The organism is Marnyiella aurantia, assembly GCF_014041915.1.
GTDB lineage: Bacteria > Bacteroidota > Bacteroidia > Flavobacteriales > Weeksellaceae > Marnyiella > Marnyiella aurantia.
Genome location: NZ_CP059472.1, coordinates 1,590,026 through 1,609,853, shown reverse-complemented (window position 1 = coordinate 1,609,853; position 19,828 = coordinate 1,590,026). Strand labels below are relative to the sequence as shown.

Genomic DNA, 19,828 nt, shown 5'->3' with positions numbered 1-19,828 from the left:
TCATTATTTGGTTTTTGGTAAAGTATTTGTAACTTAGAATGTAATTAAGGCTGGAATTCGCCGCCTTATTATTAATGAGAACCTAATTATGGATTATAAATTTTCAGATGGTTTGGACAAAGTTTTCAAACACAGCAAAAGCGAAGCACGACGGCTGAAAAGTGAATTCCTGAATACCGAGCATCTGCTTTTGGGAATCATAAAAACCGATAATTCAGCGCGTGAAATTCTGCAGAATCTTAATGCAGATCTTACCCAGATCCGCAGGAAGATTGAAACCATGACTGTTTCGGGAGTCAATTTACTCAGTGATGAAATACCAAACATATCGTTTACCAAACTGGCCGATCAGGCCGTGAAGCGGTCCGAATTGGAATGCCGCCAGTATAAAAGCGCGGAGATTAATACCGTGCATCTGCTCTTGGGTATTCTTTATAAGTTTGAGGATCCAACTTCAAGCATTTTGAGCGCTTATGATGTAGACTATGAAGGCGTGTCACGTGAATATCAGCTTATGCTTAAGAACTCCGGTGAAACCCCAAAGATGAGCGCTTATGATGATGATGATGAGAGGGAAGAATACGGCCAGATGCGTAAGCCGGGCGCAAGTTTAGGCTCGGGTAAAAGTAAAACTCCTACTTTGGATAATTTTGGCAGAGACCTTACAACCCTTGCAAAGGACGGTAAGCTGGACCCTGTAATCGGACGTGAAAAAGAGATTGAACGGGTTTCACAAATATTGTCGCGCCGCAAAAAGAATAATCCGCTGCTTATTGGTGAGCCTGGTGTGGGTAAATCGGCAATTGCCGAAGGTCTTGCTCTTCGTATTCACCAGAAAAAAGTTTCGCGGGTATTATATGGCAAACGTGTGATTACACTGGATTTGGCCAGTTTGGTGGCTGGAACCAAATATCGTGGTCAGTTCGAAGAACGGATGAAAGCCATCATGACCGAGCTGGAAAAGAACCGCGACGTAATTCTGTTCATTGATGAGCTTCATACCATTGTAGGTGCGGGTAGCTCCACAGGCAGCCTGGATGCTTCCAATATGTTTAAACCGGCGTTGGCACGGGGCGAAATTCAATGCATTGGAGCCACTACTCTGGATGAGTACCGCCAGTATATTGAAAAAGACGGTGCCCTCGAAAGAAGGTTCCAGAAAGTGATGGTTGAACCAACTTCAATTGATGAGACCATCCTTATCCTGAATCAGATTAAAGATAAATATGAAGATCATCACAATGTAACTTATACAGACGAGGCCATAAATGCCTGTGTAAACCTGACTTCAAGATATATTACGGACCGTTTTCTGCCCGATAAAGCCATTGACGCCATGGATGAAGCAGGCTCGCGGGTGTACATCAAGAATATGAAGGTGCCTACTGAAATAATTGTAAATGAGAAGAAAATTGAAGAAATCAAAACTCAGAAGCAACAGGCAGTAAAGGCACAGGATTACCTGGAAGCCCGTAAACTTAAAGATGAGGAGGAAAGACTTACCCGTGAACTGGCTTCAGCCCAGGAACAGTGGGATAAGGATGTGAAGGAAAAGAAGGAAGTTGTTAGCGAGGAAAGTGTAGCCGAGGTAGTGTCCATGATGAGTGGAATACCTGTGACCAAAGTAGGTAAAAACGAACTTGACAAGCTCGCGCAGATGGATGATAAACTGAACGGCAAGGTCATCGGACAGGAGGTAGCGGTGAAAAAAGTAGTAAAGGCCATACAGAGAAACCGCGCCGGACTGAAAGATCCTAACCGACCTATCGGTACATTTATCTTCCTGGGTACCACAGGTGTTGGTAAGACTGAGCTTGCAAAAGTAATGGCCCGCGAACTGTTTGACAGTGACGATGCACTTATCCGTATTGACATGAGTGAATATATGGAGAAATTCGCTGTTTCCAGACTGGTAGGTGCGCCTCCGGGATACGTGGGATATGAAGAAGGCGGACAACTTACTGAAGCCGTAAGAAGAAAACCTTACGCAGTACTGCTTCTTGATGAAATTGAAAAAGCGCATCCGGATGTATTCAACATATTGCTGCAGATTCTGGACGAAGGCCATATAACCGACAGTTTGGGACGTAAGATCGATTTCAGGAATACCATTATAATCCTTACATCCAACATCGGAACCAGAGATCTTAAAGATTTTGGCGACGGTGTTGGTTTCGGCACTACTGCTAAGAAATCGTCTTCCGACGCAAGAGCCAGAGCTACAATTGAGAATGCGCTTAAGAAAGCATTCGCGCCGGAATTCCTGAACAGAATTGATGATATCATTATCTTTAATTCACTGTCTAAAGAAGATATTAAGCAAATTATTAATCTGGAACTTTCTAAACTTTATGCAAGACTAGAAAAACTGGGTTATACTGTTGAGCTTACAGAAGAAGCACAGGATTTCATTGCAGAAAAAGGGTGGGACAGAGACTTTGGTGCAAGACCGCTGAAGAGAGCTATTCAGAAGTATATTGAAGACCTTATTGCCGAAATGCTTGTAAATAAGCAGATTTCCGAAGGTCAGACCCTTGTCCTTAAATTGAATGAGGAGAAAGATGCTTTGGAAAAAGAGGAAGCGCCAAAAGCAAAGAAGGAGAAAGTGTAATATTTAAATTATGATTTCGTGAGGCCGCAGAAATGCGGCCTTTTTTGTGTATATAGCATTATTATTTTGTTGATATAACCTTATCCGTCAATCGTTACCATCCACAGCATAAATGCCGGTGCACACTTTAATCATTCTTATTTCCGTAATTTTGCATAAATTATTTTTAAGATGAAGATTGTAGTAGGGCTTTCCGGCGGGGTTGATTCTTCTGTTGCTGCTTATCTGCTTCAGCAGCAGGGTCATGAGGTCATCGCCCTCTTTATGCGCAACTGGAATGATGCCTCTGTAACGCTGGAAGACGAATGTCCCTGGGTGGAAGACAGCAATGACGCGCTGATGGTAGCCCAAAAATTAGGAATACCTTTTCAGGTGATTGATATGAGTGATCTGTATAAAGAGCGGATCGTCGATTATATGTTTGCCGAATATCAGAACGGACGTACACCTAATCCCGATATTCTGTGTAACCGTGAGGTTAAGTTTGATGTTTTTCTCCAAACAGCACTTTCCCTGGGTGCCGATAAAGTAGCTACCGGACATTACGCGCGGGTAGATTCATTTGAGAGTGAAAACGGCGGGCAAACATACCGTTTGCTTGCAGGTAAGGACACTAATAAGGACCAGTCATATTTTCTTTGTCAACTCAATCAGGAACAGCTTTCTAAAGCTTTATTTCCGATTGGTGACCTTACAAAACCCGAAGTTCGCGAAATCGCTAAGGAACTTGGTTTGGTTACTGCAGAAAAGAAAGATTCGCAGGGACTTTGTTTTATCGGCAAGGTAAGTTTACCTACTTTCCTGCAGCAGCAACTGGTTCCAAAAACAGGTGAAATTGTTGAGATATTTAATGATTTCCCGGACTTTCACCGCGGGAGTCCTCAATTTGCCTCAAAGCTTGAAGAACTGCAGTATCTTTCTGCTAAAACAAAATATAATAAAGAAGACGGAAAGGTGATTGGTACTCATCAGGGCGCCCAGTTTTTTACAATTGGACAGAGTAAAGGCCTGGGAATCGGTGGTCATAAGGAAAGCTGTTTCATTGTCTCACGGGATATGGAACACAATATCATTTATGTAGGTGAAGGCCGGAATTTCCCCGGGCTTTTCCGTAAAGCGCTAAAAATCCAAAATGATGACGTTCATTGGGTGCGTGAAGATCATCGGCTTAAAAATGGCGAATCTATGCCGGTACAGGCACGAATCCGGTACAGGCAGACGTTGGAAAAAGCGGTGCTTTATCAGTTTGAAGATGGCCTTTATATGGAGTTTGATCAGGCACAGTCGGCGATTGCGGAAGGTCAGTTTGCAGCCTGGTATGCTGGCGATGAACTTCTGGGCAGCGGTGTAATCTCATAGCTCTGGCGAGCTGGCATTATACAATTTAAAGCGAAGCTTTCAATTTCGCCATTTTCAATTGAGTGCGAAGCGAATTAGCCCTAAATTTACAGGTAAAATTTTCCAAAATGAACAAAACAACTTTATCCCTAGCCGGAATTTTGGCTTTATTGCTGACTTCATGTGCAACAACAAAGACCTACACCATCGAATCCAAGAGCAATTCTGAAGTTCAGGGTACTGCCATGTTTACTCAGAAAGGTAACACTGTAGAACTGGATATGAACGTGCTTAAGCTTAATCCTAACGGTGTACATGCAGCACATATCCATGAAAACGGGGACTGCAGTGCTCCAGATGGAAGTTCGGCAGGCGGTCACTGGAATCCGACTTCACACGACCATGGTAAGTGGGGTATGGGTGAGCACCATACCGGCGACTTAGGCAATTTGAAAGCGAACGCTCAGGGAACTTCAAGGCTGGTAATGAAAACCGATAAATGGTGTCTGGGCTGCAGTGACCCATCTAAAAATCTGTATGGTAAGTCAATTATCATCCATGCTCAGGCCGATGATTTCAAAACCCAGCCCACAGGAAATGCGGGTGGCAGAGTAGGTTGTGTGGTTATAAAATAATCCGTTATCAATAACAAAAAAATCGTCATTAAAAAATGACGATTTTTTTTGTTTGGAATAATTAATTATATCATTTCAGAGATTATGTTCACCGCTTCTTCCAGATAAACATCTTTTGACAGCAGTTTTTTCCAGTTTTCGGTCTTCTTTTTAAAGGCCTCATCGGTTTTCTCACGCTGCATCTCCTGCGGGAAAATGGAAAGAACCAGTCCGTTATTAAATTTGTCCAGTTTTTCAAATTTCTTGATTTCTTCCTTACGCTGTTTCATCAATTCAAAGAACTTGGTCTGATTTACGGTTATGCTTTGCTCTTTTCCCATATCTTCTTTCCATTGTGCAGATTCCAGCAGCAACTGATAGTTGGAGTTTACACTCATCCGCTGGGCGCTGTTCTGCTTCATTTTGGGAATATTGATGCCGTTTACTTTATTAAAGGCTACGTTTGGAATTTTGTCCCATGCCAGCGCATAATCATCATAACGTTCACCAATTTCAGAAAAAGTAAAGAAGTCTTTCATTTGAATGTCCGATTCAATGCCTTTTTTCTGGGTGGATTCGCCGGTAATCCTGTAAAATTTCTGTATAGTCAGTTTCAGAGAACCAAAATCGTCGTTCGTATTCAGGAAACGGTTCAGGTCTACAAAAGTCTGCACCGTTCCTTTACCAAAGGACTGTGGCGAGCCAATTACAACCGCTCTGCCATAATCCTGCATGGCACCGGCAAGAATCTCTGAAGCGGACGCGGAAAGTTCGTTCTGCATAATGGCCAGCGGTCCATTCCAAATCGGACTGTTGGTTTTATTCCTGAGCGTCTGTATCTTTCCCTGTCCGTCTTTTACCTGCACATAAGGACCTGCATTCATAAAAAGGCCCATAATGTCGCCAACCTCTGTAAGAGAGCCGCCACCGTTATTTCTGAGGTCCAGAATGATTCCCTGAACGTTCTGTGCCTTCAGCTTAATGATTTCGTTCTTAATATCGTCAGATGCATTTCTGCCGTCTTCTTTATCAAACTCGGCGTTGAATCCGGGAAGATTGATAAAGCCAAACTTTTTCCCGTCTTTTGAGTTAATGATGATACTTCTTGCATAGGTATCTTCCATCGCTACTTCCTCACGGATCATAGTCACTTCCTTGACGGTTTTATCTTTCTTTTCTACAGTTAAAGTTACTGCAGTTCCCTCCTTACCGCGAATAAGCCTTACCGCCTCATCGGACAGCATTCCAACTACATTTACGGCTTCCTTATTTGGCAGTGATTTTACCTTGAGGATTTTGTCGCCTTCCGAAAGTTGTTTGGATTTCCAAGCGGGTGCTCCAACGGTAAGTGCTCCCAAAAACAGGTTTCCTTTTCTCTCCTGAATAATTGCTCCGATGCCTATAACCTTTCCGGTGAAGTTAACATCGAAATCTTCCTTATCTCTTGGCGAAAAATAGTTGGTATGTGGATCGAAAACCTCTGAATAAGCATTCATATAGACCGTAAACCAGTCCATTTTCTTTCTTTTCTTGAATCGGGTAAAAGTTTCGCCCATAAGATCCTTCACCTCACCTGTCGCTTTTGTAAGTTTCTGTTCGGGCGTCAGGATTTCAAGTTTAATTGTATCCTTAAGGCCGAATTTCTGTACGCTGTCTTTTTTCTTACGCTGGGTCTCTTCCCTGCTGTTCAGGGTTTCCATTTCCTGAAGGATATTGTATTTGATGAATTTCTTCCATTCATTGTACTGCTCCTCGCGGTTAGCCGGTGCCTTCTTTATTTTGTGCTCCAGTACAAGCACTTCATCCTCATCAAGATTTATAGGCTTGCTGAAGATTTCCTGACTGATCTTGTCGATTTCATCAACACGCTGATAAAGCCTGTCCACGGTAAGTTTGTAGAAGGTAAGGTCGCCACGGTTCAGATAATCATCAAGTTTTGTACGGTGTTTGCTGAATTCAGCCATATCGGACTGGAGAAAATATCTCTTGCCGAAATCCACCATCTCAAAATACTTATCGTAAACCTCCTGGGAGTACGCATCATTAATGGGTTTCGGGCTGTAATGCAGATAAGAAAGAGTGTTTTTCACACTTACCATAATGGTTTGCATCTTTTCGTCGTCATTCTGGGCTGCATTGAAACAGAACATCAGACTCATTAACGGAACAAATAGAAGTAATTTATTTAGTTTAGATTTTTTAAACATATTGTAAACTTATGCTGTTATTAGTAAATATATAACTGTGGATGTTACACAGCGGATCAGAACTTCAAATTTAATACCTAATTGCAAGATAACAGGGTTTTTTAAGTAATTTTGTTAAAAATAGAAAGGAATATGCAGAGACCTCAGATATTAGTTACCAATGATGATGGCATTACCGCTCCGGGCGTCCGGAACCTGGTTGAATTTATGAACGAGATAGGTGATGTGACTGTTGTTGCGCCCAACTCTCCCCAAAGCGGTAAAGGTCATGCAATCACAATTAACTCCACACTTACTTTCGAGGAAATACAGTTGGACGGACCACAGAAGGATTATTCGCTTAGCGGCACTCCGGTGGACTGCGTAAAATTCGCCTTGGACAAGATACTTACACGCCGTCCGGACATCGTGGTTTCCGGAATTAACCATGGAGCCAATTCGTCAATTAACGTAATCTACTCCGGAACCATGTCTGCAGCGGTTGAGGCCGGTGTGGAAGGTTTGCAGGCCATAGGTTTTTCCCTGCTGGACTTCAGTTGGGATGCCGATTTCAGTCAGGCAAAGGGATTTATTCAGGAAATAGTAAGAAAGACGCTGGAGAACCCAATGCCGAAAGGAGTGGTGCTTAATGTGAATATCCCTAAACTTGAAAAAGACCGGATCAAGGGTATTAAGGTATGCCGTCAGGCAGTAGCCAAGTGGGAGGAAAATTTTGACGAAAGGATTAATCCACACGGTAAGAAATATTACTGGTTAACCGGATATTTCAATAATATGGACTCAGGCGCAGATGCAGATGAGAACGCACTCGCTGATGGATATATTTCTGTTGTTCCGGTGAAGTTTGACCTAACCGCTCATGAGCATATGATAAGTCTCGGACGGATTTTGAATACCGAAGCTAGCGGCTCTTAGACTTAATCCTTACAAACTGAACGTCATACGGCACCGTAAGTGCCAGATGAATCAGTACTGCAGGAAGAGGAGATTCAAACCAGACAGCCACCGCACAAAGCAGTATACCAAAGGGAATGCAGGACAGCATTTCCCTTTTTCCGTTTACAGCATGCAGCAGAACATACAGTGCCACATTTATAGCAACAGCGGTAGCGGTGCCGAAACTTTCGATGCAGAAAAAGAGGAAAAATCCCCTGAACCAGATCTCATAGGTTGCGATAAAGGTGATCCGCACAGTGAAATACAGGCTCAGGAATCCGCTTTTCAATATTGCCGGATTAACGTTCACAACATTTTTCCTTAGGTCCTTATCAGCAATGAAATAAGCGAAACATGAGGTGAGAAGGACCAAGCCGCCAAGCGAAAGCCATTGTAAAGTAGTCAGTTCTGCTGGGAGTATTTCTGGCAGAGGATAATAGAGCAGTGGCAGAAGCCCAAAAACAAGGATACCGGTCACATTCAGCAAAATGAGCAGCAACGGACTTCTTACATCGGAGTCCGCATTCAGAAGCCGCAGAGAATCTCTTCTGTATGCAGTCAGAAGAACAAGAGTGAAAATAACGATGCTGATAATGAAGGGAGCCATAACTGCGAATTTTCGCAAATATAGACGCTTCAGCCCATATCAGCGGGATTTCTGATAAAAGTTGAGTCCGCAGATAAAATTCCTTAACTTCACTCTACAAAAATAAAGCACTCATGTCCAAGAATTTAAGTGCCCTGTCCGGCCGCAAAGGATTGCACAGAAACCTGTTTGAGCAAATGGGAAATGCAGCTGTAAGCGGTAACGGAACACCAACGCCGGAAGCCCTCAGCCAGTTGGCAGACGAATTCCTGATGGGCGAAGCCAATACCTACGGCAGTATTACCGCTTATGATTTTATGAAACCCGAAAACAGGGGTAAGGAAATTTATATCTGCAACGGCTCTGCCTGTTTGTGTGCCGGCACACAGGACAATGTACTGGAAAAAGTGATGCAGCATTTTGATGCAGATTCTGTAGGTCATATGACGTGTTTGGGTCGCTGTCATGAGAATTCATCTTTTCATTTTAACGGAAAGAACTACTCCGGCAGCAGCATCGAAGATCTTGAAAATATAGTGAGCTCCGGAAAGGGTAATCAAAACGGTCATTATTCTGTGACCTCTGCTGTACGGCTGCTCACTGAACCTTTTAACAGCATAAAGGAATTTAAAACATTACTGCAGCATTCTTTACAGCGGCCTTCAGCGGATCTTCTGAATGAAATAAAATTATCACAGATCCGCGGCCGGGGAGGTGCCGGTTTTCCAATGGGAATAAAATGGGAAGGCTGTCGGAATGAAATCTCCGATGATAAATTCATCATTTGTAATGCCGATGAAGGTGACCCGGGAGCTTTTTCAGACCGTTATCTTCTGGAAGAAAGACCTTTGTTGGTGCTTTTCGGTATGCTCGTAGCCGGGATTTGTACCGGAGCTAACTTGGGTGTACTTTTCATCCGGGCGGAGTATCCCGAAGCTGTTCGTGTGGTTGAAGAGAAAATCCGGGAGCTTTATGCAAATAATCTTATTGGCAGCAATATTATAGGCTCAGGCTTTTCATTTAATTTTAAAGTTATAAAAGCTCAGGGCGCTTACATTTGTGGCGAGGAAACCGCACTAATAAACGCCATAGAAGGGCAGCGCCCGGAAGTACGCACGAGACCGCCCTTCCCCACGCAGCAGGGGCTTTTCCTAAAGCCAACGGTGGTGAATAATGTGGAAACATTGGCTGCTGCCGCATGGATTGTGCGCAACGGCGGTGATGCGTACGCTGCTTTGGGAACTGAAAAATCCAGAGGTACGAAACTGGTGTCACTGGACGGTATTTTCAATAAGCCCGGCATTGTTGAAGTTGAAATGGGCACCACAATGGAAAAAGTCATTTATGAATACGGTGGCGGCTTCCGAAAACCGGTAAAAGCCCTTCATATTGGTGGACCGTTAGGCGGAATTGTACCCGTGGAAAAGATTCCGGCGCTCTCAGTTGATTTTGAATCTTTTGCGACAGAAGGTTTTCTGCTGGGGCATGCATCGGTGGTCTGCATACCGTCGGATTTCCCGATGATAAAATATCTGGAGCATCTTTTTGAATTCGCTGCACTTGAAAGCTGCGGAAAGTGTTTCCCCTGTCGTTTGGGAACGAAACGCGCGCACGAAATGCTGCATGAAGCGGCTCATAATATGAAGACTGTGAACAGGGAACTGTTTATGGATCTGCTCAGTACTTTACAGCAGGGCTCACTTTGTGCTCATGGCGGCGGTATCCCCTTGCCGGCCCGAAATGCACTTATGTATTTTGCCGACGAACTGAACCTGCATTTCAATTAATACCCTCAGAATGATGGAAAATATTGCCTACATCAACAACCAGCCTTTTCAATTCTATCCCGGCGAATCCATGCTTTCCTTCATCAGGCGGCATAAAGGCCAGCAATCCATTCCTACACTCTGCGATGCACCTAATTTGGAGCCTTTCGGATCCTGCAGGGTTTGCTGTGTTGATGTGGCACTGGAGCAGGACGGGAAAACTAAGGCAATGGCCTCGTGCCATTCTCCGGTGACCGGAAACCTTTACATCTACCCGGACTCGCCGAATATCATTAACCTTCGGAAAAATATCCTTGAACTGGTGCTTTCTGATCTGCCGGAAGAAAAGAGGTTTGTACCAGCTGAACAACCTTCCGAATTTGACCTGGTGGTTCGCAAAAGTGGCTTACAGGAAGTCAGATATGAAACCTCAGGCAAAAATCATTTTCTTCCGGATACAAGTCATCCGTATATGCGGTCGGACCTCAATATGTGCATCAATTGCTTCCGGTGTATCCGTGCCTGCGATGAGGTACAGGGTCAAATGGTGCTGAATATGGCAGGCAGAGGTTACGATTCGCACATCATTAAAGGAATGGACGTAAGTTTTATGGAATCCGACTGTGTGAGCTGTGGGGCCTGTTCACAAACCTGTCCTACGGATGCAATCACCGATATTTTCCAGATGTCCGAAACGGTACCGGAAAAAGTAACACGAACTGTGTGCACATACTGTGGGGTAGGCTGTAACCTGAATGTAGCCACAAAAGGAGAGGAGATAATTTCAATAACAAGTCCTTATGATGCTGAAGCCAATTTGGGTCATACTTGCCTGAAGGGACGTTACGCATTTAAATTTTACAATCATCCGGACAGGCTTAGAAGTCCTATGATTAAAAGGAACGGCCATTTTGAGGAGGTTAGCTGGGAGGAGGCTTACTCATTTATTGTTGAAAGCTTAAAAAAAATACTGGCCCACGACGGACCGGATGCCATTGCAGGAATATCATCTGCTCGGACTCCTAACGAGGAGAATTATCTGATGCAGAAATTTATGCGCGCCGTGATCGGAACCAATAATATAGACTGTTGTGCCAGAGTCTGTCATTCACCTACTGCATTGGGTATGCAGCGTGCCTTTGGTACCGGAGCGGCCACCAATTCAATTGAAGACCTGGCTTACACGGATTGTATTCTTGTGATTGGAGCCAATCCTACAGTCGCACATCCCGTTACAGGTGCCAGGATTAAGCAGAGAATGATGAAGGGTGTTACTGGTATCGTGATCGATCCGCGGAAAATTGAGCTGGCCAAATTCGCAAAATATCACCTTCAGCTCAGGCCCGGAACAAACGTCGCGCTGCTCAATATGATGCTCTATTATATTATCAGTGAAGAATTGGAAGACCGGGATTTTATAGGAACCAGGACAGAGGGTTATGACGAAATGAAAACCGAAATACTGAAGCTCGACATAGATGAGTTGGAGCGTATCACCGGCGTTGATAAAAATCTGGTTCGCGAAGCCTCAATTGCCTACGCTACGGCCACGGCCGCCATGGAATTTCATGGCTTGGGTGTTACTGAGCAATTGCAGGGCACATTTACAGTGCAGCTTATTGCCGATTTGGCTATGATAACAGGTAATATTGGAAAAAAGGGCTCCGGCGTAAATCCTTTACGGGGCCAGAATAATGTACAGGGAGCTGCAGATATGGGTTGCCAGCCTCATCAGGGCGCAGGCTATCTGGATGTAACCGATCCGGAAATTAACGAAAGCTATAATCTGTTTTACGGGCGTGTAATACCTGCACATATTGGCTATAAAATTCCTGAAATGTTTGATGCTGCGATCAGCGGTAAATTAAAAGCCCTTTGGCTTATCGGCGAAGATGTGGTACAGACCGATCCGAATACCCAAAAAGTGATGAAAGCGCTGGACAGCCTGGACTTGCTCATAGTTCAGGAACTTTTCATGACTGAAACTGCCCGCCATGCTACAGTAATTCTGCCCGGAACCTCATTTCTGGAGAAAGAGGGTACATTTACGAATGGCGAGCGCCGAATCCAGCGGGTCCAAAAGGTAGTGCAGCCATTGGAAGGAACAAAGACCGACGGTCAGATCATTGTAGATATTATGAATCTCATGGGTTATCCTCAGCCAGATTATACCGCTGATGGAATGCTGCAGGAGATCTCGCAAATCGTCCCCTTCTTTGCGGGCGTAAAATGGACCGAACTGGGAAACAGCGGTAAGCAATGGCCTGTTGCGCCGGACGGTACCGACACAAAACTTTTACATACCGAAAAATTTAACCGGGGTCTCGGAAAATTTACCTTCATTGATTTTAAGGAGTCCAATGAGGTTGAAAAGCATGGTAAGGACTATCCCTATATCATCACAACCAATCGCGAACTGGAACATTATAACTGTGGCGCAATGACGAGGCGGACCGGTAATGTGGAAATTCTCACCGAAGATGTTCTGCTCATCAATCCCGATGATGCCGCCCGCGAAAAAATAATGGACGGAGATTTCGTTTGTGTTGAATCTCCGCGCGGAAAAGTAGACATCAAAGCCAGGATCACGGACGAGATGAAACCCGGTATTCTCAGTTCCACATTCCATTTCCCCGAAGTTATGCTTAATATAATCACCTCAGATGAACACTGCTCCGAAGCAATGTGTCCGGAATATAAGGTGGTAAGCTGCCGGATCCGGAAAAGCAAAGGAAAGTTTAAGAAAATGATGAAAGCGCAGGAGAAATACTGATTTTGGTAAGCAACTGTTAGGGAATGAATTTTGCCGTTACTTCTGGAGATTTTGTTGGCCCAGGTAATGTTCTGCCAACATTTAATTCTTGAGCATGGACGATATTCTTAAGCATATTACTGATTTCGGAGATACAGCCCACGGGGAGCAACTTCGGAAATATTCACCGGACCGGTATATGGTACACCCAATCAGGGTTATGGAAACAATGAAATCCCACACCGGTGATATTTGTGTTCTCGCAGCCGCGCTACTGCATGATGTACTGGAAGATACGCCCGTGACGGCAGAAGAAATCCGGAAATTCCTAAATAAATATCTAAATGAAGAGGAGGCAGACCGAACAGTGGATCTCGTGATTGAGCTGACGGATGTTTATGTTAAAAAGAATTATCCCCGTTTGAACCGCCGGACCCGTAAAGAAAAAGAACTCCAGCGGTTAGCCCGGATATCACCTGACGGGCAGACAATAAAGTACGCCGACATAATGGATAATGCACAGGAAATTTCTGAAGAGGATACCGATTTTGCACGTGTTTATCTGCAGGAAGTCCGTAAAATAATTCTGGAACTTAACCGTGGGAATGTCGCTTTAAGGAATGAAGCACTGCGCGTGGTGAATCAGGCTATTGCTGATCAGGATTGATATTGATCAAGTAAAGTAAAATGAGAATTGAAAATGATATAAAACTTGGATTTAAGGATGTGATGATCCGGCCTAAGCGTTCTACACTAAAATCCCGCGCCGAAGTAGATTTATCCCGCAACTTCACCTTCAGGAATTCACAGAAAAACTGGAGTGGAGTACCGGTGATTGCAGCTAATATGGATACGGTTGGTACATTCCAGATGGCCAATGCACTGGCAAAAGAAGGTTTGGTGACTGCCATTCATAAACATTATTCGCTTCAGGAATGGGATCATTTTCTTGGCACGCCCCCAGAGGGAATTTATGAACACATTGCAGTGAGTACAGGCACAGGTAAGGAAGATGAGGAGAAGGTTAAAACCATCTTTCAAAACCATCCGCGACTTGAATTTTTGTGCATTGATGTGGCAAATGGGTATTCAGAATATTTTGTAGAATTTGTTCAGAAAATGAGACATAATTTTCCTGCTAAAACAATTATTGCGGGAAATGTGGTGACCGGTGAAATGGTGGAAGAACTGATACTCGCCGGTGCAGATCTGATTAAAGTTGGCATTGGACCCGGTTCCGTATGCACCACCAGAATAAAGACAGGTGTGGGCTATCCGCAACTTTCTGCCATTATTGAATGTGCCGACGCCGCGCACGGTTTGGGCGGTCATATTATTTCCGATGGTGGCTGCCGTATTCCTGGTGATGTTGCCAAGGCCTTCGGTGGCGGTGCCGATTTCGTGATGCTGGGAGGTATGCTGGCCGGCCATGCAGAAAGCGGGGGTGAGATTGTTGAGGTTGACGGTAGGAAGTTCCGCCAGTTTTATGGTATGAGCTCAAAAACGGCCATGGACAAACATTCCGGAGGTGTAGCCGAATACCGTGCCTCCGAAGGGAAGACAGTACAGGTGCCTTACCGTGGTGCTGTTGCCGATACCGTTAGAGATATTTTAGGCGGAGTGCGTTCTGCTTGCACTTATGTCGGGGCATCCCAGCTTAAGGAACTTTCAAAAAGAACTACTTTTATACGTGTCGCCGAACAGCATAATGAAGTTTTCGGCGACTGAAACAGACATAATGCCCTAAACAAAGGCGGTTTTATTTTCTTAGCCAAAGAACATATAGGCCAGTATAACTGCCGTTATAATACCCACCAGGTCCGCAAGCAGCATGGCTCCCACCGTATACCGTGTGTTCCTGATGTTTACAGCGCCGTAGTATACCGCAATAACATAAAACGTGGTATCGGAGCTTCCCTGAAGGATTCCCGCCAAACGCGATGGGAAGGAGTCGGCGCCGAAGGTAGCCATAGTGTCCACCATCATTCCACGAGCTCCTGATCCGGAAAGGGGTTTGATAAGTGCCGTAGGTAGTCCATCTACAAACCGTGTATCGGTACCTGCAGCGGCAGCAAGCCATTTCATGCCGTCTATGATGACCTCAAACACACCGGACGTCCTCAGCATCGAGATGGCGATGAGCATCCCCACCAGATAAGGAATGATTTTCACACAGGTCCAGAAGCCTTCTTTTGCTCCTTCGATAAAGGCATCAAATACATTGATCTTTTTATAAATTCCGCCCAGGATAATGGCGAAGAATATCAGCAGGATAATCCCGTTGCTCAGCACTTTTGAGAAACCGGCGAGTTCAGACTGGTTAAGTCTGAGCAGAAATACAACCAGCGCAGCAATCACCGCTGAGATTCCACCGATATAGGCAAGGATCACAGGCTGAAACAGATTTATTCTCTGTTTGATGGATACGATTATCATAGCAGCCATCGTAGCAGCAAATGTCGCAATAAGACAGGGCAGGAATATATCGGTTGGGTTCTGCGCGTTCATGGATGCCCGGATCGCAATTATGGAAACCGGAATAAGCGTTAAACCACTTGCGTGAAGACACAGAAACATGATCTGCGCGTTACTGGCACGCTCGGCAGATGGGTTTAAGGTCTGCAGGCTTTCCATAGCTTTCAGTCCAAAAGGAGTGGCCGCATTATCCAGTCCAAGCAGGTTCGCGCTGAAATTCAGCATCATATGACCGAATGAAGGATGGTTCTTAGGAACTTCAGGAAACAGTCTGGAAAAAAACGGCTGGATCATACGCGAAAGCAGGTTAATGCCACCGGCCTTTTCGGCAATACTCATAAAGCCCATAAACAGCGTCATAATCCCAATAAGTCCTAAGCAGATTTTCACCGCCGTTTCGGAAGTCCCGATCACACCGTCTGTGGCCTGCACCCGATAGACCTGAACACTCTGCTTCAGGCTGTCCGTTTTATAGGAAATATGCTGCTCTTCGTAAAGATCGGTCGTTTTCAGTGCTTCCTGAACCGAGGGAGTCATACCCGCAAGCGGTTGCTGCGCAATCTGGACGGTGTCTCCACCCTTACCAACAACCATGTCGTTATAAATATCACCGTACGCCGGAAAAAACAGGTATTTTATGCTCGCTACTACAATGGCTACAATAATGAAGGCCGACCAGATTCTGCTTAAAACCATTCTTATGAAAATTTCGTTAAAAATAGGCCTTTTCGGAAAACAATGTTAAATATCATGGATAAACCATGGAAAGTTTTTTACAACACATTTTAAAGTTTTGTAACTTTAGTTTTCCAATATGCGGATGATGGGTCTTCCCCAATGTGGCTTCCGATTCCAAGAAACTAAAAACCATCAATACTATGAGTGCACAAACAAAAGATTTACGTAATGTGGTGATGCTGGGACATTCCGGTTCGGGCAAAACCACGCTTATAGAGGCAATGTTGTATGAAGGAGGAGCCATAAGGCGCCGTGGTAGTGTAGAAAGTCACAACACTGTGAGTGACAATACAGATTTGGAGCATCAGCGGGAAAACACAATCTTCTCGCACCAGATGTTTGTGAACTGGAAAAACAACAAGATCAATGTGCTGGATACTCCGGGCTTCGATGATTTTGTGGGTGAGGTGATATCTTCCCTGAAGGTTTCGGATACTGCTGTTATTGTACTGAATGCGGCAAGTGGTGTTGAGGTAGGAACCGAACTTGTGTGGGAATATCTCCAGCATTATAAAACCCCCGCTGTTTTTGTAATCAATCAAATGGATCACCCAAAGGCTGATTATGACAGCACTCTGCAGCAGGCTCGTGAAAGATTTGGCTCGCGCGTTGTTCCTGTACAATATCCACTAAGCTCAGGCGGACAGTTTAATCAGATTGTGGACGCATTGAGGATGGTCCTGTATGAATTTCCCGAAAGTGGCGGCAAGCCGGAAAAGAAGCCTATTCCAGAAAGCGAAATGTCCAGGGCAAATGAATTGCATAATGCTTTGGTAGAGATTGCAGCCGAGAATGAAGAAGGTCTGATGGAGAAGTACTTTGAGCAGGGAACTCTTACCGAAGAAGAACTTGCAAAAGGGATAACGATTGCTTTGGCTCATCAGCAGTTTTTCCCCGTGTTCGTGACTTCCGGTCTGAAAGACATGGGCAGCGGCCGAATAATGGGCTTTATAGACGATATTGCACCCTCGCCATTGGACCGGCCAGCAAGGAAGCTGCAGGATGGAAATGATCTGCACTGCGATCCATCGGAAAAGACGACAGTATTTATCTATAAATCAACCTCCGAACCTCAGGTAGGCATGCTTTCCTACTTTAAGGTGATGTCCGGCATTCTGAAACCTGGAGATGAACTGGTAAATGCCGACACAGGAGAAGTGGAACGCATTGCGCAGCTTTTTATATCGGAAGGGAAGGAACGTATTCCTGTAACACAGCTGGAGGCCGGCGACCTGGGAGTTACCGTAAAACTTAAATCTGCGCGTACCAACTGCACTCTTAATGCCCGTGGGATCAGTAGAAGTATCAGACCCATGGAGTTTCCGGAAAGCCGTGTAAGAAAAGCTGTTTGGGCTGAAACTACAGCTGATACAGAAAAGCTGTTTGCAGCTCTGAACAAACTGAAAGAAGAAGATCCAACCCTGAAACTTGATATTGATGCTGACACTCATGAAGCTATCATAGGAGGACAGGGACAGTTGCATCTGGATTTGCTAAAGCACAGACTTGAACGGGATTTTGGTGTAAAAATGCAGATGAAGGATCCGCGAATATCGTACAGGGAAACCATAACGGGACGCGCCGATGCAGATTACCGTCATAAAAAGCAGTCAGGTGGAGCAGGACAGTTTGCGGAAATTCATATGCGTGTTGAAAATTATAACGACGGAATGGAAGAACCTGCAGGCCTGAGCATACGTCAGAAAGATATTGAAGACCTGCCTTGGGGAGGTAAATTGGCTTTCTACTGGTGTATTGTTGGAGGCGCCATTGACAACCGTTACATCGGAGCCATAAAAAAAGGTATTATGCAGCAGATGAAAAACGGGCCTTTAACTGGATCTCCCTGTCAGAACGTCCGCGTGGTGGTATACGACGGAAAGATGCACAGTGTGGACAGTAATGATATATCGTTCCAGTTGGCCGCTTCCGGTGCATTTAAAGACGGTTTCAATAATGCCAGGCCGCAGTTGCTGGAACCAATGTATCATGTGGAAATTCTTTGCCCTGAAGAAACCACCGGTGATGTAATGGGTGACCTGCAAACCCGCCGCGCCATGATAACCGGCATGGACAGTGAAGGTCATTACCAGAAAATTATGGCCGAAGTGCCGCTGGCCGAAATGAATGACTACGGGTCTTCGCTGAGGTCCCTTACGGGTGGTAAAGCGAAATTCAGCATGAAGTTTTCCGATTATCAGTTGGTGCCCACAAATGTGCAGCAGGATTTGGTGCATAATTACCGTGCAGCAACAGTTGAAGTTTAATTTTAGATTAAATATTGACAGGTCGGCCATTTCTTCAGGAAGTGGCTGTCTTGTTAATGAACTCCGGAAACAGTTTACTCCTCTAGATATAGCAGTTCCTCAACAGGTTCCTGGTCAATGTCTGAAAGTACTACTGCAGTTTTAGTTTTAACCATTAATTTTTCTACAAAAAAGGAAGTTTCGAAAAACTGACGGTGGATGCCCTGCAGAAGTTCCATAAAAAGATCCATTCCTACCTGGTTGTTATGAAGGTCCATCTTCTTTTCCAATGGTTGATTCGGAAAGAGCTCCTCATGAAGGTCTGTAATCTTTTTGCAGAAGTTAAGTGCCTTTTGCGGCGATGAAATCTTGCAGCAGTACATCATAATCAGGCAAGTCCATAAGGCGTGTCGGTAGGCATTTCCGATGCCATTCGCCGAGCTGGTTCTGGGGAAATGCTTCTGCGCCAGTGCGAAAGATCTTATGGTTGCATAAAAACTTAAAAGTGTAAATAATGGATGAGGTGCTGTAGCCCTGATCAGCATCAGAATCTTTTTAAAACTTAATGTTGAAATGGTTCGGACAAATATGGTTGGTAACTTCCGCATAAAAAGAAATCTCACCCGATAGGGTGAGATCTATAGAGTATATTTATGATTAAGCCGGGGTTAACAGTTTAACCGTTTTGGAAACTGTTTCCTTGATTTCGGTACGGCGTACGATAAAATCTACGAATCCTTTTTCCTGAATGAATTCCGATGTCTGGAAACCTTCCGGTAGATCACGGCCAATGGTTTCTTTAATTACGCGCGGCCCTGCAAATCCGATCAGAGCTCCCGGTTCTGCCATAATGATATCCGCTGTCATCGCAAAAGAGGCTGTGATACCGCCAAAAGTCGGGTCGCACAGATAAGCAATGTACGGCAGTCCGGCTTCGGACAACTGTGCAAGTTTACTCTGTACTTTAGCCAGCTGCATCAGCGAGTAGGTCGCTTCCTGCATCCTGGCGCCACCGGATTGACAGATGATCATGTAGGGAAGCTTATTGGCCATACAGTAATCTACCGCACGGCGGATTTTTTCACCCATTACAGAACCCAGAGATCCTCCTATGAAAGAAAAGTCCATACAGGAAATCACCATGGGTGCTCCATTAACGGTACCGGTAGCATTCCGGATAGAATCAGTAAGTTTGGTTTTGGCTTTCACCTCCTTCAAACGGTCCGAATAGGATTTAGTATCCTTAAAATTAAGGATATCCACACTTTCCACATCTTTATCCAGTTCAGTATACTGGTTTCCGTCAAAAAGCATCTCAAAGAATTCTGTACTGCCTATACGTACGTGAAAGCCGTCCTCTGGAGAAACATAGTTGTTCTTCCTCAGTTCTTCATGTTCTACCACCTTTCCCGAAGGAGTCTGGTGCCACAATCCTTTTGGAACATCCTTTTTGTCTTCCGTGGAAGTGGTTATATTCTGCGCCTTTCTTTTAAACCAGTCAAATGCCATTATCAAATATTTATTAAAATAGAATACCGCAAAAACGCTGTAAATTAATG

General features: G+C 44.7%; 14 protein-coding genes. 9 read left to right on the top strand and 5 right to left on the bottom strand.

Features of this window, described 5'->3' with window-relative positions; translation table 11 throughout:
- Positions 1–88: 88 nt before the first annotated feature.
- From H1R16_RS07365 to H1R16_RS07355, 3 genes are all read left to right on the top strand, one after another.
- Positions 89–2,611, top strand: coding sequence for an ATP-dependent Clp protease ATP-binding subunit (locus H1R16_RS07365; protein WP_181887216.1), 2,523 nt, complete (start codon positions 89–91; stop codon positions 2,609–2,611).
- A 171-nt stretch (positions 2,612–2,782) separates the two neighbouring features.
- On the top strand, positions 2,783–3,970 hold the full coding sequence (gene mnmA / locus H1R16_RS07360; RefSeq protein WP_181887217.1) for a tRNA 2-thiouridine(34) synthase MnmA: 1,188 nt from the start codon (positions 2,783–2,785) through the stop codon (positions 3,968–3,970).
- A gap of 107 nt (positions 3,971–4,077) precedes the next feature.
- The gene (locus H1R16_RS07355; RefSeq protein WP_181887218.1) at positions 4,078–4,584 is read left to right on the top strand and encodes a superoxide dismutase family protein; all 507 of its coding nucleotides are present in this window, start codon (positions 4,078–4,080) and stop codon (positions 4,582–4,584) included.
- 65 nt (positions 4,585–4,649) lie between these two features.
- Here H1R16_RS07355 and H1R16_RS07350 read toward each other — a convergent pair whose 3' ends face one another.
- Positions 4,650–6,770, bottom strand: a complete 2,121-nt coding sequence (locus tag H1R16_RS07350) for a carboxy terminal-processing peptidase (protein WP_181887219.1) — start codon at positions 6,768–6,770, stop codon at positions 4,650–4,652.
- 132 nt (positions 6,771–6,902) lie between these two features.
- On the opposite strand from H1R16_RS07350, the gene surE reads away from it, so the two are divergent.
- Positions 6,903–7,685 (top strand): 5'/3'-nucleotidase SurE, encoded by a 783-nt coding sequence (surE, locus tag H1R16_RS07345; RefSeq protein WP_181887220.1) that lies wholly within the window; start codon positions 6,903–6,905, stop codon positions 7,683–7,685.
- Here surE and H1R16_RS07340 read toward each other — a convergent pair.
- Positions 7,672–8,313: a CPBP family intramembrane glutamic endopeptidase gene (locus tag H1R16_RS07340; protein ID WP_181887221.1), complete on the bottom strand. Its 642-nt coding sequence runs from the start codon at positions 8,311–8,313 to the stop codon at positions 7,672–7,674. The genes surE and H1R16_RS07340 overlap by 14 nt on opposite strands.
- Before the next feature lie 113 nt (positions 8,314–8,426).
- Between H1R16_RS07340 and H1R16_RS07335 the strand changes: the two genes are divergently transcribed.
- The 4 genes from H1R16_RS07335 to H1R16_RS07320 all read left to right on the top strand — a co-directional run bounded on the left by H1R16_RS07335 (position 8,427) and on the right by H1R16_RS07320 (position 14,538).
- A complete protein-coding gene (locus H1R16_RS07335) occupies positions 8,427–10,079 on the top strand; it encodes an NADH-ubiquinone oxidoreductase-F iron-sulfur binding region domain-containing protein (RefSeq protein WP_181887222.1) in 1,653 nt (550 codons plus the stop codon).
- Between the two features lie 10 nt (positions 10,080–10,089).
- The gene (gene fdhF, locus H1R16_RS07330) at positions 10,090–12,831 is read left to right on the top strand and encodes a formate dehydrogenase subunit alpha (RefSeq protein ID WP_181887223.1); all 2,742 of its coding nucleotides are present in this window, start codon (positions 10,090–10,092) and stop codon (positions 12,829–12,831) included.
- Positions 12,832–12,925: 94 nt separating this feature from the next.
- A complete protein-coding gene (locus tag H1R16_RS07325) occupies positions 12,926–13,477 on the top strand; it encodes an HD domain-containing protein (RefSeq protein WP_181887224.1) in 552 nt (183 codons plus the stop codon).
- Positions 13,478–13,497: 20 nt separating this feature from the next.
- Positions 13,498–14,538 (top strand): GMP reductase, encoded by a 1,041-nt coding sequence (locus H1R16_RS07320; protein WP_181887225.1) that lies wholly within the window; start codon positions 13,498–13,500, stop codon positions 14,536–14,538.
- 39 nt (positions 14,539–14,577) lie between these two features.
- Here H1R16_RS07320 and H1R16_RS07315 read toward each other — a convergent pair whose 3' ends face one another.
- Positions 14,578–15,981: a nucleoside recognition domain-containing protein gene (locus tag H1R16_RS07315; protein WP_181887226.1), complete on the bottom strand. Its 1,404-nt coding sequence runs from the start codon at positions 15,979–15,981 to the stop codon at positions 14,578–14,580.
- A 182-nt stretch (positions 15,982–16,163) separates the two neighbouring features.
- Here H1R16_RS07315 and H1R16_RS07310 point away from each other — a divergent pair, with 182 nt between their 5' ends.
- Positions 16,164–18,290: an elongation factor G gene (locus H1R16_RS07310; RefSeq protein ID WP_181887227.1), complete on the top strand. Its 2,127-nt coding sequence runs from the start codon at positions 16,164–16,166 to the stop codon at positions 18,288–18,290.
- A 74-nt stretch (positions 18,291–18,364) separates the two neighbouring features.
- On the opposite strand, the gene H1R16_RS07305 is transcribed toward H1R16_RS07310, so the two are convergent.
- Both H1R16_RS07305 and accD read right to left on the bottom strand, forming a co-directional pair.
- On the bottom strand, positions 18,365–18,877 hold the full coding sequence (locus tag H1R16_RS07305; protein WP_181887228.1) for a DUF6973 domain-containing protein: 513 nt from the start codon (positions 18,875–18,877) through the stop codon (positions 18,365–18,367).
- Between the two features lie 49 nt (positions 18,878–18,926).
- A complete protein-coding gene (gene accD, locus H1R16_RS07300; protein ID WP_181887229.1) occupies positions 18,927–19,778 on the bottom strand; it encodes an acetyl-CoA carboxylase, carboxyltransferase subunit beta in 852 nt (283 codons plus the stop codon).
- Positions 19,779–19,828 lie beyond the last annotated feature (50 nt).